Source organism: Kurthia sp. Dielmo, assembly GCF_000307285.2.
Lineage (GTDB): Bacteria > Bacillota > Bacilli > Bacillales_A > Planococcaceae > Kurthia > Kurthia populi.
Genome location: NZ_HE578968.1, coordinates 17,162 through 33,077, shown reverse-complemented (window position 1 = coordinate 33,077; position 15,916 = coordinate 17,162). Strand labels below are relative to the sequence as shown.

Below are 15,916 nucleotides of genomic sequence, written 5' to 3'. Positions count from 1 at the left end.
CTATATAGTCATAATAGAAAATCAGCTAATTGGAGGACTTACTGACATGAAAAATATTTATGCCGTTATTTTGGCTGCTGGCCAAGGCACACGTATGAAGTCTAAATTATATAAAGTTCTTCATTCTGTATGTGGAAAACCAATGGTAGAACATGTGGTAGACCATATTCAAACGCTTGATGTAGCACGTACAGTATCAATTGTTGGTCATGGTGCAGAAAAAGTAAAAGAACAACTTGGCGATAAGAGTGAATATGTACTACAAGCCGAACAGCTTGGTACAGGTCACGCCGTTCAACAAGCAGAATCATTACTAGGCGACCTTGAAGGGACAACAATCGTTATTTGTGGTGATACGCCATTGATTCGTCCAGAAACAATGAAAGCGCTTATCGAACATCATGAATCTGAAAACGCAAAAGCAACAATTTTAACTGCAGTAGCGGAGGATCCAACTGGTTACGGTCGTGTTCTACGCGCTGCTGACGGTCAAGTTGAAGCGATTGTCGAACATAAAGATGCAACAGAAGAACAACGTTTAGTAACTGAAATCAATACAGGCACATATTGCTTTGACAACAAAGCATTATTTACTGCATTGAAATCAGTAAACAATGACAACGTTCAAGGTGAGTACTACTTACCGGACGTTATTAGCATTCTAAAAGAGCAAGGTGAAATCGTTGCAGCTTCAATCTGCGATGACTTCTCTGAAACGCTTGGTGTTAATGACCGCTTTGCTTTAGCACAAGCGGAAACACTTATGCGCGCTCGCATCAATGAGAAACATATGCGTAACGGTGTCACAATCATTAATCCAGATAATACGTATATCGGTACCGACGTTGAAATCGGCCGCGATACGATTTTACTGCCAGGCACAATGCTTGAAGGGAAAGTAGTTATCGGGGAAGATTGTGTTATCGGACCGAATACGCACGTTAAAGATAGCCAAATCGGCGATCGTACAAACGTGAAAAATTCGGTTGTAGAAGAAAGTGTTATTGGAGAAGACGTAGCCGTTGGACCTTTCGCACATCTTCGTCCGGCATCGAATGTGGGCAACCACGCAAAAGTTGGGAACTTCGTTGAATTGAAGAAAACAACACTAGGTGAGGGAAGTAAAGCTTCTCACTTAACTTACTTAGGCGATGCTGAGATTGGTACTGACGTCAACATTGGTTGTGGTACAATTACTGTGAACTATGATGGCGTTAATAAGTTCAAAACAATCATCAAGGACAAAGCGTTCGTTGGTTGTAATGCAAACTTAATGGCACCAGTCACTTTAGGTGAAAAATCGCTAATTGCAGCGGGCACGACGGTCTCAAAAGATGTACCGGACAACGCGCTTGCAATTGGTCGCTCTCGTCAAGAGAACAAAGAAAACTACGTGAAGTAATTAAATTTAAAATAATTTATAATCAAACAGGAGGCCATCATGCCGTATCAATATGCTAACTCAAATTTAAAAATCTTTTCACTAAACTCAAATGAACCCCTTGCTTCTGCAATCGCCGAGGAAATGGGCGTAGAGCTAGGTAAAAGTTCTGTAAAACACTTCAGTGATGGAGAAATTCAAATCAGTATTGAGGAAAGTATTCGTGGTTGTGACGTATTTATCGTGCAGTCAACTTCAGCTCCAGTAAACGAAAACTTAATGGAGTTATTAATCATGGTCGACGCTGTGAAACGTGCTTCTGCACGCACAGTAAACGTAGTAATGCCTTATTACGGCTATGCTCGTCAAGATCGTAAAGCACGTTCACGTGAACCAATTACGGCAAAACTTGTAGCAAACCTTCTAGAAACAGCTGGCGCAACTCGCGTAGTATTACTAGATTTACATGCTCCACAAATCCAAGGTTTCTTCGATATCTTAATCGACCACTTAGTAGGTGTTCCATTATTATCTGATCACTTCAAATCAAAAGGTTTCGAAGGTAATGATTTAGTAATCGTATCACCTGACCACGGTGGCGTAACTCGTGCGCGTAAAATGGCTGAACGTCTTAAAGCACCAATCGCTATCATCGATAAACGTCGTCCAAAACCAAACGTTGCTGAAGTAATGAACATCGTTGGTAATGTTGAAGGCAAAACATGTATCTTAATCGATGACATCATCGATACTGCTGGTACAATCACTATCGGTGCTGCAGCTCTTAAAGAGTCTGGCGCGAAAGAAGTTTACGCTTGCTGTACTCACCCAGTTCTTTCTGGTCCAGCAATCGAACGTATCGAAAACTCTGTAATTAAAGAATTAGTTGTAACTGACTCAATCCAATTATCAGAAGAGAAAAAATCACCAAAGATTCACCAACTTTCTGTTGCAAAATTATTAGCTGATGCGATCGTACGTATTTACGAAAACAAATCAGTAAGTAAATTATTTGATTAATATTTAACGTATTTGATAAGGGAACTCGGTAAAATTATCGAGTTTCCTTTTTTTATATTAAAATGTTGCCAAATCCTATTACGATGCATGTTAGGGGCTTGTTTTAATTGCTTGAAAAGTAGTGCTTTTTACTCGTAAATGTTTTAATTCCGTTCATATTGGGAAGAGATTATATGTGACACAAACAAATATAAATTTTTTCGATAGATGAGAAAGGGGAAATTTTTTTATGAGTACATCAATCAAAGCAAAAGCTCGAGAAGCGCATAAGCGTTCAGTAAAAACAGAATTGCGTAAGACGGGGTACGTGCCAGCAATCGTGTACGGCTTTAAAACAGAGTCTACCCCAATCGCAGTAAACGAAAAAGAATTGGAAAAAACAATTCGTACGGAGGGCCGTAATGCAATCTTATCGTTAGATGTAGATGGCAAAAAGGTGAATGCCGTATTAAAAGAAGTACAAAAAGAGCCACTTAAAGGCAAATTAATTCACTTAGACTTCTTAGCAGTAAGCATGCGTCAAGAACTTGAGGTTGAGGTGCCAGTTGTTGCAACAGGTACATCTGTCGGCGTTAAAGAAGGCGGCGTATTACAACAACCAAATCGTGAGCTGAAATTAACGGTGAAACCATCTGATATTCCTGAAAATATCGAAGTCGATATTACAGAATTAGCAATTGGTGATACGTTAACAGTTGGCGACATCCGCGACAAAGTAGACTTTACAATTGTCGATGAGGATGACGTTGTATTAGTAACAGTATCAGCACCAGTATCTGAGGCTGAGCTTGAGGCAGATCTTGAAACAACTGAACCAGTTGCAGATAACGGTACGGTTGATGAAGAGGCTAAAGAAGAATAAGCTAGAATTGAAAAGCTTATAAATAAAAAAGGCGGGGATTGCGCAGTTGGCGTGATGCCCGCCTTTATTTTTGCGATAGTGAGTCTCCTCGGCTATTTCATACAACATATGTTAAAATAAAGGATGATTAGCAACTGAAAAGGAAGAGGTTTCACATATGAAATTATTTATTGGCCTTGGAAATCCAGGGAAGCAATATGAACATACACATCACAATGTTGGGTTCGATACAATCGATGTATTAGCAGATAAATGGGGCATCGATATGAACCAAACGAAATTTAACGCTGTTTTTGGAATGGCTCACCGCCCAGAAGGTAAGGTTGTGTTAATGAAACCATTAACGTATATGAACTTATCTGGTGAAGCAGTGCGCCCATTAATGGATTATTATGATATCGATATCGAAGACATTGTCGTTATTTACGATGATATGGATATTGATAAAGGCACCCTTCGCTTACGCCAAAAAGGTAGTGCTGGTGGCCATAATGGTATTAAATCATTGATTCAGCATTTAGGTACACAAAACTTCAACCGTGTGCGCATCGGCATTAGTCGTCCGCCACAAGGCATGAAAGTACCGGATTACGTATTATCGCGTTTTTCTAAAGAAGAATGGCCTGATATGGAAAAAGCATTCGACAAGGCGGCGGATGCCTGTGCTTTCTTCACAGAAAAACCATTTGCAGAAGTAATGAACAAGTTTAATCAAAAATAATGGATTCAGCGAATAAGGAATGAGCTTTGGCCGAATGTGAGGTCAAAGCCTTTTATATATAGCAAAAACGGGAGGAACACGAATGGAAGCTTTACGCAAGCTACTTATGCAGGATCAGCATGTTAGCCATTTCATCGAGCAGCTTGAGCAAGGTTTAAGCAATGTGCTCGTAACAGGGTTATCAGGAAGTGCAAGACCTGCCTTTATCGACACAATTTTTAAAGCATTAAATAAACCGATTTATATTATGGCACCAAACTTATTACAAGGACAAAAAATGTATGACGACCTCGCAAAATTATTAGGGGATGACGTTGTGCATTATTATCCTGCGGATGAATTTATCGCTGCAGATATGACCGTAGCGAGTCCGGAGTTACGTGCGGCGCGTATCGAAACACTCGATCATTTAATTCATGATGCACGTGGTGTGTACATTATTCCAATCGCTGGTATGCGTAAGATGATGCAACCTAAAGAGGAATGGAAAAAACTACGTGTGCCATTAGTTGTTGGTGAGGACGTCGATATAAATGCGGTGCTCGAACAGCTCGTTGTGATGGGCTACAGCCGCGGTGAAATGGTGACATCTCCTGGCGAATTTGCGCTGCGTGGTGGCATTTTAGACGTGTATCCTCCGTATATGGAAACGCCAATACGTGTGGAGTTTTTCGATACAGAAATTGATTCGATTCGTACGTTTTCAGCAGATGACCAGCGTTCGATTGATAAGCTAGAACACATGATGATATTACCTGCTACGGAGTTTGTGTTAACAAAAGTACAACGTCAGCAATTGGCAGCACGACTTGAGACGGCACTAGCGGATAGCTTGAAGCAGGTGCAGTCGGATGACATTAAAACATTACTCTACGAAAACATTCAAGCGGATATTGATTTATTAAAGCAAGCAGAGCTACCGGATTACACGAATCGTTTTGGCTCATTACTTTATGATAAACCGGCATTTTTAGGTGACTATTTTGCGAAAGATGGCGTTGTCATTTATGACGAGCTTGGTCGCGTGCAAGAAGTAATGGAGGCATGGGAAAATGAGGAGCAGGAATGGTTCTTATCGTTAATTGAAGCGGGCAAAATGGTTCACGCGGTAAAGCCATCGTTTAATTTAAAAGAGATTATGGCAAATCTATCGCAACAATCCGTTTACTTTGCGTTATTTGCACGTAGTTTTGCGGGCGTTCGATTCCAACAAACCGAGGCCTTTTCATGTAAACCGATGCAACATTTCCACGGTCAAATGGCGATGTTACAAAATGAAATGGAGCGCTGGTTAAATAGTGCCTTCACAGTGCTATTTATGACTGAAGACGAGGAACGTTTGCCAGTTATTCAATCGATGTTTGATGAATATAATATTCATGTGCAGCTAGGGGCGCCCCAAGGACCTGGTGTTTATGCGATGGCTGGCAATTTATCGGCGGGGTTTGAGCTACCGTTACAGCGTATTGCGGTCGTAACGGAAGAAGAGCTATTTAAGCAGAAGCCGAAGAAAAAAACACGCCCTCAAAAAATGACCAATGCCGAGCGTATTAAAAGTTATAGTGAAATTAAGCCGGGTGACTATATCGTCCACGTGCATCACGGGATTGGTAAATACATCGGTATTGAAACGCTTGAGGTAGGCGGCAAACATAAGGATTATTTGAATATTATGTACCGCGGTGACGATAAATTATTCGTACCGGTTGACCAAATTGATTTAATTCAAAAATATGTGGCTTCAGAGGATAAAACCCCGAAAGTGCATAAATTAGGCGGCGCAGAGTGGCAAAAAACGAAGCGAAAAGTATCTTCTGCGGTGCAGGACATTGCGGATGATTTAATTAAGCTCTATGCCAAACGTGAGGCGGAGCGCGGCTATGCTTTCTCTCCTGATGGCGATGAAATCCGTTCATTCGAAATGAATTTCCCGTATGAGGAAACGGACGATCAACTGCGGACGATTCGTGAAGTGAAGGCAGATATGGAACGTGAACGCCCGATGGACCGACTTGTGTGCGGTGATGTTGGTTACGGTAAAACGGAGGTAGCAATCCGTGCAGCATATAAGGCGATTTTAGATGGCAAGCAAGTGGCCTTCCTTGTGCCAACGACGATTTTAGCACAGCAACATTTTGAGACGCTTCAGGAGCGATTCCAAGAAGAGGCCGTTAATGTCGGTATGCTAAGTCGTTTCCGTACGCGTAAGCAGCAAAATGAAACGATTAAAGGCTTAAAAGACGGCACGATTGATATTGTGGTCGGCACACATCGTTTATTATCGAAGGATGTTATTTACAATGACTTAGGCTTACTGATTGTCGATGAAGAACAGCGCTTTGGTGTGACACATAAGGAAAAAATTAAAACATTACGTGCGAATGTGGATGTGCTGACATTAACGGCGACACCGATTCCACGGACACTGCATATGTCGATGGTTGGGGTACGTGATTTATCGGTTATTGAAACACCGCCCGCAAACCGCTTCCCAGTACAGACATATGTCATGGAATATAACGGAGCGCTTGTGCGCGAGGCAATTGAGCGTGAAATGTCACGTGGTGGTCAGGTATTCTACTTACACAATCGTGTCGAGGATATGGCACGTGAGGTAGAAAAAATCCAGATGCTTGTACCAGAAGCACGCATTGGGCATGCGCATGGTAAGATGACTGAATCTGAACTTGAATCAATGATTTACGGTTTCCTTGAGGGTGAATATGATGTTCTTGTGACGACAACGATTATTGAAACCGGTGTCGATATGCCAAACGCCAATACGTTAATCGTCAACAATGCTGACCATATGGGCCTCTCACAACTGTATCAGTTGCGTGGACGTGTAGGGCGTTCAAATCGTGTCGCCTATGCGTACTTTATGTACCAACGAGACAAAGTGTTAACCGAAGTATCAGAACAACGTCTACAAGCGATTAAAGAGTTTACAGAGCTTGGCTCAGGCTTTAAAATTGCGATGCGTGATTTATCGATTCGTGGTGCGGGTAACCTACTCGGTGCACAGCAACATGGCTTTATTGATTCTGTCGGCTTCGACTTGTATTCACAAATGCTTGAAGAAGCGGTGAATGAGCGTCGTGCCGCAAAAGGAGAAGATACTAAACCGCGTCTACCAGACCCAGAAATCATGCTGCCATATGATGCGTATATTCCAGATGAATATATCCCGGATGGCTTCCAAAAAATCCAGATGTATAAGCGCATTAAAGCAATTGATGGACAGGAAATGTATGACGAATTAATCGATGAAATGACGGACCGATTCGGTGATATGCCAGCTGAAACTGAACGTCTAATGCATATCGCGTTAATTCGTGCGTCTGCGATGAAGGTGGGCGTTGAGTCGATTAAAGAGAAAAACAAAATCGTACGCATCCAGTTTTCAGAAATGGGCTCTAGTATGGTTGACGGTGCTAAAATCGTTTCAGATTCGATGCAATTTGGCCGCGCAGTCGGCTTCTCATTTGAAGAAAATAAATTGGCGCTCACAATTGATGAGCGTAAAGTAAGTGGTGAGCTGCCATTTGATGTACTTGAAAAATTAGTACTTAGCTTACCAGATGCATTAAAAGAAGCATAAAAAAGAGGTCGGGTGCATCCGACCTCTTTTTTTTAACGTCTAGTATTTAATTGCTTTATTAAATCACTCGTTGCGGTATCGATTTCTTCACTTAGTAATTCACGTGTGCCATCTAGATGAAGAAGATACAGGCGAATCCAGCCCCCCTTCTTCTCGGTAATGATTCGTGCCTTAGACGCCGCCTTCAAATTCACCGCAAAAACATTTGATGACTGGCGATTTGACGCTGTTTGGTTGTACGAAGCTGTATTGTGAAAAGAATTAATTTTCGATAAACGCATATCATCACCCCCTTTTTCTTACCTATCGGCCACAAGCCTAGAACATTGATTATATGCTATACTGACGTAGAAATTTTAAACGAAAAGAGGTTGCCGAATGTCTAAGAGCAATGGAATGAAGGACTATGCGAAGGGCGTCATGGTACTGACGCTTGCGATGCTGTTTGTGAAAGTACTCAGCATGGTATATCGCATCCCTTTCCAAAACTTAGTAGGAGACGAAGGATTTTATATTTATCAGCAAGTATATCCGTTCGTCGCCGTATTTATGACATGGACGGCAAGTGGACTCGCGATTGCGATTTCTCGTGTACTAACGGAGTCGAACGAATCCTGGGATGAATTGATGCGTGTTATGCTACGCTATTTAGTAGCACTCGCGCTCGTATTATTTATTGGTTTATATAGTCTGTCATCATTTTTCGCATCGATGATGGGTGATAGCGGTCTTGCACCACTACTTAAAGTTGGTAGTTACATTGCGCTCACCATTCCATTTTTAGCGCTTTATAAAGGTCATGCGCAGGCAACAGGGGATTTACATGTTGTCGCTAAGTCACAGGTCGCTGAGCAGATTGTACGCGTCGCGATTATTTTAGTTGGTACATGGCTTGTCATGCGTGCCGGCGCATCCCTTTATATCGCAGGCGAGGTTGCAACGATTGGGACGGTAGTTGGTGAGGTTGCAGGGGTTTTAGTGCTGTACGTATTGCTACGTAAAAAAGCGCATATTTCATGGAAGCGTACGACCATTTCACGCGCGCGCCAGTGGCATCTAATGAAACGCTTAACGATTTATAGTATCGGCATTAGCTTGAGTAGCTTATTGCTTATTTTATTTCAGCTTGTCGATTCCTTTACAATTTTTGAGACATTAGTAGATAAAGGAATGGCCACCAACGAAGCGATGGCGGAGAAGGGGATATACGACCGTGGGCAGCCGCTTGTACAAGTTGGTCTTGTGCTTGCCTCGTCCTTATCGATGGCAATTGTGCCACTGATTACGACGGCGATGAAGCGTCATCAAAAGGTGGAGGCGGCGAATTATATGCGCCTTACCTTTAGTGTGTCGATGCTCGTTGGTGTTGCAGCAACGGCTGGATTAATGCTAGTTATGCCTTATATGAATGCGATGATGTTTAAAACAAATGCGCTATCAGGGGTGTTGTCGTTATTCGTGCTACAAATTGTTTGGCTGTCGATTATTATGCCGATGATGGCGGTTTTACAAGGACTTGGCTATACAAAACACCCTTCGCTATTGCTCATTGGCGGTTTAATCGTTAAACTTTTATGTAATGATGTCTTTATCCAATGGTTTGGTATTGCAGGCGCTGCACTTGCAAGTAATGCCGGTCTAGCTTTCACTGCACTACTACTTATTCGCTTTATCAAAAAAGTGTATCCTATCTCGCTCGTTTCACCCACATTTACACGTGGCGTGCTGTTGGCTACATTGGCGATGGCGTTTGCAGTTGAAATTTGGATTTTCGGCATCACATTCATGTGCGCCACTTATAATGTGTCATTTAGAATGACCGCCACGATTACGGCACTTACAGCAGTCTGTGTAGGAGCAATCGCATTTCTTACCGTTTGTGCAAAACGAGAGGTGCTGTCAGTCGAGGACTGGTCGGTTCTTCCATTAGGACGACGAGTGGCCGCATTCCAGCTTTATGTAAATCGCGTTAAAAAATAAAGAAACAGGTGAACTTATTATGCATCAAATTACAGTAATTGGGCTTGGCGCAGGTGATTTTGAACAACTGCCAATGGGTGTTTATAAAACGTTAAAAAACGCTCCGAAAATTTATGTTCGTACGGAAGACCATCCCGTGTTGGACGAATTAAAAGAGGAGGGCGTAACGTTCGAAAGTTTTGACCTTATTTATGAAAAACATGGCGAGTTTTTACCCGTCTATCAAGAAATCGTCGACACATTAAAAGGCTATGCGGAACATGATGATGTAATCTATGCAGTGCCAGGACATCCACTTGTAGCTGAAATGACTGTGGAACTATTAATTGAAGAAGAAAAACAAGGCAATGTGAAGTTGAAAATCGAAGGCGGTCAAAGCTTTTTAGATGCCGTATTTGCAACATTGAAAATTGATCCAATCGATGGCTTCCAGCTTGTTGATGGTGCAACATTCTCGATTCACCATGTCAATATGAACAATCATTTACTAATCGCGCAAGTGTACGATCAATTTAGCGCCTCAGAAGTGAAATTAACATTAATGGATAAATACCATGCAGAATATCCCGTAACGATTGTGACAGCGGCTGGTTCAAAACAGGAGTCAGTTATTACTGTACCTCTTTACGAGCTAGACCACGTCGCAGAAATTAGTAATCTAACGACTGTATATGTGCCGCCTGTAACGAAGCGTGAGGATGCGCTACGCGAATGGTCAACATTCCGTGACATTATGTCAACGATGCGCGGTCCAAATGGTTGTGAGTGGGATAAAGCACAAACGCATGAGACGATGAAACGCTATATGCTTGAAGAAATGCATGAAGCACTTCAAGCGATTGATGAGCAAGATGACGAGCATATGATTGAGGAATTTGGTGATATGCTGATGCTTGTCTTCATGCAAGCGCAAATCGGTGAAGATGCCGGTTTCTTCAACTTAGAGGACCTATTAGCAGGGGCCGCTGAAAAAATGATGCGTCGCCACCCACATGTCTTTGGTGATACGGTTGTAAATAGTGTTGAGGACATTAATGCAAACTGGGAAAAAATCAAAAAAGAAGAGCATGAAGCAGCAGGAGCAAATGATGCACCAATTATGGACGGTGAATACCGTGCGATGTCTTCATTACAAACCGCGTACAATTACCAACGTCGCGCTGCTAAATTAGGCTTTGAATGGCCTGAAGATGAACAATACTGGTGGAACTTTGAAGAAGAGTTATCTGATTTCAAAGATGCTGCTTTAGCGAATAACGAAAACAAAATGGATCAATACAGTAACGCCTTAATTGCCTTTGTAAACTTAGGACGTCATTATAAAATTTCTGCAGAAGAAGCTATGCTACATGCCAATGTGAAATATGCGAAACGCTTCGGTAAAATGGAAGCACGCGTAAAAGAGAGCGGCAAAGAGTGGAAAGATTTTTCAGTCGATGAGTTACTGCAATTTTGGGCGGAAGCGAAAGGATAGATACGATGCGTTTAGATAAATTTTTAAAAGTATCACGTTTAATTAAACGTCGTACATTAGCGAAAGAGGTTTCAGAGCAAGGACGTATTACCATCAATGACAAAGTAGCGAAACCAAGTACGAAAGTAAAAGCTGGCGATGTGCTCGCTATTCGTTTTGGTCAAAAAATCGTTACAGCTCGCATTGAAATGTTAAAAGATATCGTACGTAAAGATGAAGCGCATTTGATGTATACAGTTTTAAGTGAAGAGAAGCTAGAAAAAGTGGAACTTCAATTTATTGATGACGAAGATTAATTATAAGCCTGGTTGCCATTTTAGGTAACCGGGTTTATTTTTTTAGAAATCGGGAAAAATTACAATGATGCAGAAAAACATTTTTTCTGGAAAATTTACTATTTTTTATAAGAAACAGGTCTAATGTTTGCCATTCGACTAAGTGTTATTTCCTGAATATAGAAATTTTAAGGATGCTACTTAAAAATCGTTTAAAATTCCGATATAATGAGTGCGAAAGAGAGGGAGTACATATGGCGAAAAGCAATCCTCAAAACAAAACGACACAATTGCACCCGGAGTTTAACCAGCAACAACAGCGCAAAATTAATTATAAAAAAAGACAGCGTAAAGTTGCCCGCAATCGCCTTATGCTTATGTTTGGTGTCTTTTTCCTTATCATTGGTGGATTGGCGTTTACGTATCATGAACAACGCCAAGTACTAGAAGAAAAACAAAAACAAAGTCAGGCTTTAACTCAGGAGTTAAAAGACCAAAAAGAATTAAAAAAAGACCTTGAAGTAGAAATTAAACAACTGAACGATGATGACTATATTGCCCAGCTAGCAAGGGAAAAGCTATTTTTATCTGAAAAAGGTGAGGTTCTATTCACTCTTCCAAAGAAAGATGAAAAGAAACAAAAAAATGATGAGTCGTCAAATTAGTGTTGTTGACACTGTTCTTTTGTTAGTTATAATAAGTAGGTAGTAGCGCGAAAAAATACGCGCAATCGATTTTATTGACTGACTTACGAGTCGCTTAAATTTTAAGGAGGAGCATTTTTTTTATGTCAATCGAAGTAGGAAGCAAAGTACAAGGTAAAGTAACAGGTATTACAAATTTCGGAGCGTTCGTAGAACTTCCGGACAAATCAACAGGTCTTGTGCATATTAGTGAAGTTGCTGATAACTATGTAAAAGATATCAACGATCACTTAAAAGTTGGTGACGTAGTTGAAGTGAAAGTAATGAACGTAGAAGCTGACGGTAAAATTGGTCTTTCTATTCGTAAAGCCAAACCAGAATCAGAACGTCAAGCAGAACGTCAAGATCGTCCACAACGTCAAGATCGTCCGCATCGCCCACGTAACAACAATCGTGGAGGCGGTCGTCACGAAACTCGTCAACCACAAGAGAACTTTGAACAAAAAATGGCGCGCTTCATTAAAGATAGTGACGAACGTTTAGCAACATTAAAACGTGCAACTGAATCAAAACGCGGAGGTCGCGGCGCTCGCCGAGGCTAATACGTTGGAATACAGCTCAGCTATTGCATGAGTTGAGCAAGAGACTAGCATTTTTGCTAGTCTCTTTTTTTAGAGCCATTTCAAATAATCTAGATGAAATCGCTCATGACCCCAAGAAGCGGGTTTTGGCTACGACATAATTAAAAATAAGTGTCATCTAAAGACTATTTCTTCATGAAAAAATAAGGTATTTTTAATTTTTTTGCATATCTTGTCAATGAAAATTTTTATTTACTAATTTTTTATCAAATCATTATGATTTTTAAGAACGACACTTAGTGTAATAGAGACAGAAATCAAAAAAACGAGGCTATTTTCGCGCTCTAACGGGTGTTTTTTATGTAAAAAATCTTTGATGAACAGAATACATGTCATTTATTTAAAAAGGTACAAAATGCGTCAAGTCAACGTCGCTTAAAAAATAATTGCTGCAAAAATAGTCCGTCAGAGACTCAAAATAGGCTCAAAAATACGAAAAAAGGGATTGTATAATCCCGTTATTGTTTCAAGTTTGTATAAATTCATCGTAATTATCGCCAAATAATGCGTAATTATTTATGATGCTGTTCATTTCAAGCAAATGATTAGCCAATAACTAGACGTATTCGACTATAGATGACACATATTTAATTATATGTCGTATCTAAAAGACGCTTTCTAAGGTCATTGACTATTTTTTGGTATCTGTTAGTCGTTATGTTGATTGCTGCCGAATGGATTAAAATTTTAAAATCATATCGTGAAAACGGCATAAAAAAAGAAGCACTTATCAAGTAAGTGCTTCTTTAGTATGACCCCTACGGGATTCGAACCCGTGTTACCGCCGTGAAAGGGCGGTGTCTTAACCGCTTGACCAAGGGGCCGTTATTGGTGGCGGCCGAGGGGATCGAACCCCCGACCTCCCGGGTATGAACCGGACGCTCTAGCCAGCTGAGCTAGGCCGCCATTTGCAACAACAAAATTAATATTACAAGACAACGCTTGAGACGTCAACATTTTTTTCGAAGAAATAATAAATTTTTTTCATCGGGTGCTTGTTCTTACAAATATTAGGGTAATACGAAAGTAACGAGCGACTTTAGAACCTATTGCAGCGTTTAATTAAAGGGAAGTAGCGAATGAATTTCTAATCGATGCTAAACTAATAGCGAGGTGAAATCATTTGGAACTTGAAAAACAAGCGTATGACTTTATTAAACAATGTCAATTATATAAAGCACAAACGAATGTCCTCGTTGCTTGTTCAGGTGGTATTGATTCAATGGTATTACTTGATTATCTTGTAGCACAAAAACAGCGCTTAAATTTAACTTCTGTTGCAGCAGTTCATGTGAATCATATGCTACGTGGCAAAGAATCAGATGAGGATGCAGCGTTTGTCGAAGCTTACTGTGAGGCGCGCGGTATTCAGCTTTTTCTAAAAGCGATTCCGATTCCGGCATTAGTAGCAAAAGAGCAAGGAAATGTTGAAGCGATTGCACGACGCGAGCGCTATCGCTTTTTTGAAGAAGTGATGCACAAAGAGCATTTTGCGACACTATCGCTCGCTCACCATGCAGATGATCAAATTGAAAATGTCATCATGGCGTTAGCAAAAGGGCTGCAACAAGGTACGCAAGGGATGCCGGTTCGACGTGCGTTAGGAAACGCAGAACTTGTGCGTCCATTTCTATCCTCAACGCGTCAGCAAATCGAGAACTATGCAGCGAAGCATCAGCTCGTCTACCGGGAAGATTCTACAAATAATAGTGATGAGTATGTACGCAATCGTCTACGTCATCATGTCGTACCATTATTACGTGCTGAAAATCCTAATATTGCAGAGGCAGTGCGCGTATTTACAGAGCAGCGTCAGCAAGATGAGGCTTATTTTCAAATGATGGCGCAGCAAGTTTACGATGAGATTGTCATACTACGTGAAAATAATTTAATAGATGTTGATGTAAAACGATTTCAACTACAGCCAGTAGCTTTACAAAGGAGAATCATTCAACTACTATTAAAATATCTTTACAAAGATAGGACGATTATACAAAGTTATACGCTTTTGAATCGTGTACTCGACATCGCTAAGTCTAATGTAGGAAATGAATTACTTACATTACCAGAAGGGTATCAGATACGTCGCAATTACGATAAGTTTGTTATCGAAATGGCGGTCAAAACGCAAGCTGAAGCCTTTTCGGCAAATATACAGCTAAACGAATGGCTGACAGTTCCCAACCAAATGCGCGTGTGTGTACGACTTATTTCAAATGATTTGTTTGTCGAAAATGCACAGACCTATTATGCGAATCGTTCGGATTTGGGGCAATTACTCCAAATTCGTACGAAAAAGGACGGGGACCGAATGCGGCCTCTTGGCATGAGCGGCACAAAAAAGGTATCGCGCATCTTTATTGATGCCAAAATACCAGATACCGCAAGGGAAACATGGCCACTACTCGTGAACGAGCATGGAGACATACTCGCTGTCATTGGCTTACGAATGAGTGCATCGTTTTCAAAAACGCGACGTGCGACGGATGATGTCGCTGTTATGATTGCGCCGACAACTTATAATGTCTAGAAGGACAATCAAGGAGGAACTTACAATGCTTCAAAAAGATATTGAAGAAGTACTACTTTCAGAGGAACAACTTCAGGAGAAAATTGGTCAACTAGGTGCTCAATTAACAGAAGAATACCAAGATAAATTCCCGTTATTAATTGGTGTTTTAAAAGGTGCAATGCCTTTCATGACAGATTTAATGAAACGTATTGACACATATGTAGAAATCGATTTTATGGATGTTTCTAGCTACGGTAACGCAACGGTATCTTCAGGTGAAGTAAAAATCTTAAAAGATTTAAACACAAGCGTTGAAGGTCGCGACATCGTTATTATCGAAGATATCATCGATAGTGGGTTAACACTTAGCTACTTAGTAGAGCTATTTAAACACCGTAAAGCGAAATCAATCAAAATCGTTACTTTACTAGATAAACCAACAGGCCGTAAAGTAGATTTAAAAGCAGATTACGTTGGATTTGACGTTCCAGATGCATTCGTAGTTGGCTATGGTTTAGACTACGCAGAACGTTATCGTAATCTTCCTTACATCGGTGTATTAAAAAAATCTGTTTACTCATTTTAAGTCTTAATTGCTTGTGAGAAATTTATGGCGAACAATCATTTGAAAGTTCGTCATTTTTAGTGCTTTTTATTGTACGCCGAAAATTGCATATGATAAGATTTATTGTAAAGTTGAAAGTATTCCCAACTTTAGTTGTATAAGAGAATCGGGATTATCTGTATTGAAAAAACCCGATTGGAATTACAGCTGAGTATACCAACAACCGTTTGAGCTACGGGG

At 40.7% G+C, this 15,916-nt stretch carries 13 protein-coding genes and 2 tRNA genes; 12 read left to right on the top strand and 3 right to left on the bottom strand.

Annotated elements, in window-relative coordinates:
• Positions 1–46: 46 nt before the first annotated feature.
• From glmU to mfd, 5 genes are all read left to right on the top strand, one after another.
• On the top strand, positions 47–1,402 hold the full coding sequence (gene glmU / locus KTHG_RS20300; RefSeq protein WP_139996229.1) for a bifunctional UDP-N-acetylglucosamine diphosphorylase/glucosamine-1-phosphate N-acetyltransferase GlmU: 1,356 nt from the start codon (positions 47–49) through the stop codon (positions 1,400–1,402).
• 39 nt (positions 1,403–1,441) lie between these two features.
• Complete coding sequence (locus tag KTHG_RS20295; RefSeq protein ID WP_126988945.1) at positions 1,442–2,401, top strand: ribose-phosphate diphosphokinase; 960 nt, start codon at positions 1,442–1,444, stop codon at positions 2,399–2,401.
• A gap of 229 nt (positions 2,402–2,630) precedes the next feature.
• Complete coding sequence (locus tag KTHG_RS20290) at positions 2,631–3,263, top strand: 50S ribosomal protein L25/general stress protein Ctc (RefSeq protein ID WP_126988946.1); 633 nt, start codon at positions 2,631–2,633, stop codon at positions 3,261–3,263.
• 157 nt (positions 3,264–3,420) lie between these two features.
• The gene (gene pth, locus KTHG_RS20285; protein ID WP_126988947.1) at positions 3,421–3,984 is read left to right on the top strand and encodes an aminoacyl-tRNA hydrolase; all 564 of its coding nucleotides are present in this window, start codon (positions 3,421–3,423) and stop codon (positions 3,982–3,984) included.
• A gap of 82 nt (positions 3,985–4,066) precedes the next feature.
• A complete protein-coding gene (gene mfd, locus KTHG_RS20280; RefSeq protein WP_139996227.1) occupies positions 4,067–7,585 on the top strand; it encodes a transcription-repair coupling factor in 3,519 nt (1,172 codons plus the stop codon).
• Between the two features lie 32 nt (positions 7,586–7,617).
• Here the strand turns inward: mfd and KTHG_RS20275 are convergent, their stop codons facing one another.
• The gene (locus KTHG_RS20275) at positions 7,618–7,866 is read right to left on the bottom strand and encodes a hypothetical protein (RefSeq protein WP_139996225.1); all 249 of its coding nucleotides are present in this window, start codon (positions 7,864–7,866) and stop codon (positions 7,618–7,620) included.
• A gap of 97 nt (positions 7,867–7,963) precedes the next feature.
• Here KTHG_RS20275 and KTHG_RS20270 point away from each other — a divergent pair, with 97 nt between their 5' ends.
• From KTHG_RS20270 to KTHG_RS20250, 5 genes are all read left to right on the top strand, one after another.
• Entirely contained in the window at positions 7,964–9,565 is a 1,602-nt protein-coding gene (locus KTHG_RS20270; RefSeq protein WP_139996222.1) for a putative polysaccharide biosynthesis protein, read from the top strand.
• A 19-nt stretch (positions 9,566–9,584) separates the two neighbouring features.
• Entirely contained in the window at positions 9,585–11,039 is a 1,455-nt protein-coding gene (yabN, locus tag KTHG_RS20265; RefSeq protein WP_139996220.1) for a bifunctional methyltransferase/pyrophosphohydrolase YabN, read from the top strand.
• 5 nt (positions 11,040–11,044) lie between these two features.
• Positions 11,045–11,335, top strand: a complete 291-nt coding sequence (locus KTHG_RS20260) for an RNA-binding S4 domain-containing protein (protein ID WP_139996218.1) — start codon at positions 11,045–11,047, stop codon at positions 11,333–11,335.
• A 233-nt stretch (positions 11,336–11,568) separates the two neighbouring features.
• Entirely contained in the window at positions 11,569–11,979 is a 411-nt protein-coding gene (locus KTHG_RS20255; protein WP_126988952.1) for an FtsB family cell division protein, read from the top strand.
• Positions 11,980–12,101: 122 nt separating this feature from the next.
• A complete protein-coding gene (locus KTHG_RS20250; protein ID WP_139996216.1) occupies positions 12,102–12,560 on the top strand; it encodes a S1 domain-containing RNA-binding protein in 459 nt (152 codons plus the stop codon).
• A gap of 791 nt (positions 12,561–13,351) precedes the next feature.
• On the opposite strand, the gene KTHG_RS20245 is transcribed toward KTHG_RS20250, so the two are convergent.
• Positions 13,352–13,423, bottom strand: a tRNA-Glu gene (locus tag KTHG_RS20245).
• A 5-nt stretch (positions 13,424–13,428) separates the two neighbouring features.
• Positions 13,429–13,505, bottom strand: a tRNA-Met gene (locus tag KTHG_RS20240).
• Between the two features lie 217 nt (positions 13,506–13,722).
• Here KTHG_RS20240 and tilS point away from each other — a divergent pair.
• Positions 13,723–15,129, top strand: a complete 1,407-nt coding sequence (gene tilS, locus KTHG_RS20235; protein ID WP_139996214.1) for a tRNA lysidine(34) synthetase TilS — start codon at positions 13,723–13,725, stop codon at positions 15,127–15,129.
• Positions 15,130–15,154: 25 nt separating this feature from the next.
• Positions 15,155–15,697, top strand: a complete 543-nt coding sequence (hpt, locus tag KTHG_RS20230) for a hypoxanthine phosphoribosyltransferase (protein WP_126988955.1) — start codon at positions 15,155–15,157, stop codon at positions 15,695–15,697.
• The last annotated feature ends 219 nt before the right edge of the window (positions 15,698–15,916 follow it).

Excerpts from the sequence above, each read along its gene's own strand:
- glmU (WP_139996229.1), top strand. The coding sequence starts at position 47 with ATGAAAAATATTTATGCCGTTATTTTGGCTGCTGGCCAAGGCACACGT.
- KTHG_RS20295 (WP_126988945.1), top strand. The coding sequence starts at position 1,442 with ATGCCGTATCAATATGCTAACTCAAATTTAAAAATCTTTTCACTAAAC.
- KTHG_RS20290 (WP_126988946.1), top strand. The coding sequence starts at position 2,631 with ATGAGTACATCAATCAAAGCAAAAGCTCGAGAAGCGCATAAGCGTTCA.
- pth (WP_126988947.1), top strand. The coding sequence starts at position 3,421 with ATGAAATTATTTATTGGCCTTGGAAATCCAGGGAAGCAATATGAACAT.
- mfd (WP_139996227.1), top strand. The coding sequence starts at position 4,067 with ATGGAAGCTTTACGCAAGCTACTTATGCAGGATCAGCATGTTAGCCAT.
- KTHG_RS20275 (WP_139996225.1), bottom strand. The coding sequence starts at position 7,866 with ATGCGTTTATCGAAAATTAATTCTTTTCACAATACAGCTTCGTACAAC.
- KTHG_RS20270 (WP_139996222.1), top strand. The coding sequence starts at position 7,964 with ATGTCTAAGAGCAATGGAATGAAGGACTATGCGAAGGGCGTCATGGTA.
- yabN (WP_139996220.1), top strand. The coding sequence starts at position 9,585 with ATGCATCAAATTACAGTAATTGGGCTTGGCGCAGGTGATTTTGAACAA.
- KTHG_RS20260 (WP_139996218.1), top strand. The coding sequence starts at position 11,045 with ATGCGTTTAGATAAATTTTTAAAAGTATCACGTTTAATTAAACGTCGT.
- KTHG_RS20255 (WP_126988952.1), top strand. The coding sequence starts at position 11,569 with ATGGCGAAAAGCAATCCTCAAAACAAAACGACACAATTGCACCCGGAG.
- KTHG_RS20250 (WP_139996216.1), top strand. The coding sequence starts at position 12,102 with ATGTCAATCGAAGTAGGAAGCAAAGTACAAGGTAAAGTAACAGGTATT.
- hpt (WP_126988955.1), top strand. The coding sequence starts at position 15,155 with ATGCTTCAAAAAGATATTGAAGAAGTACTACTTTCAGAGGAACAACTT.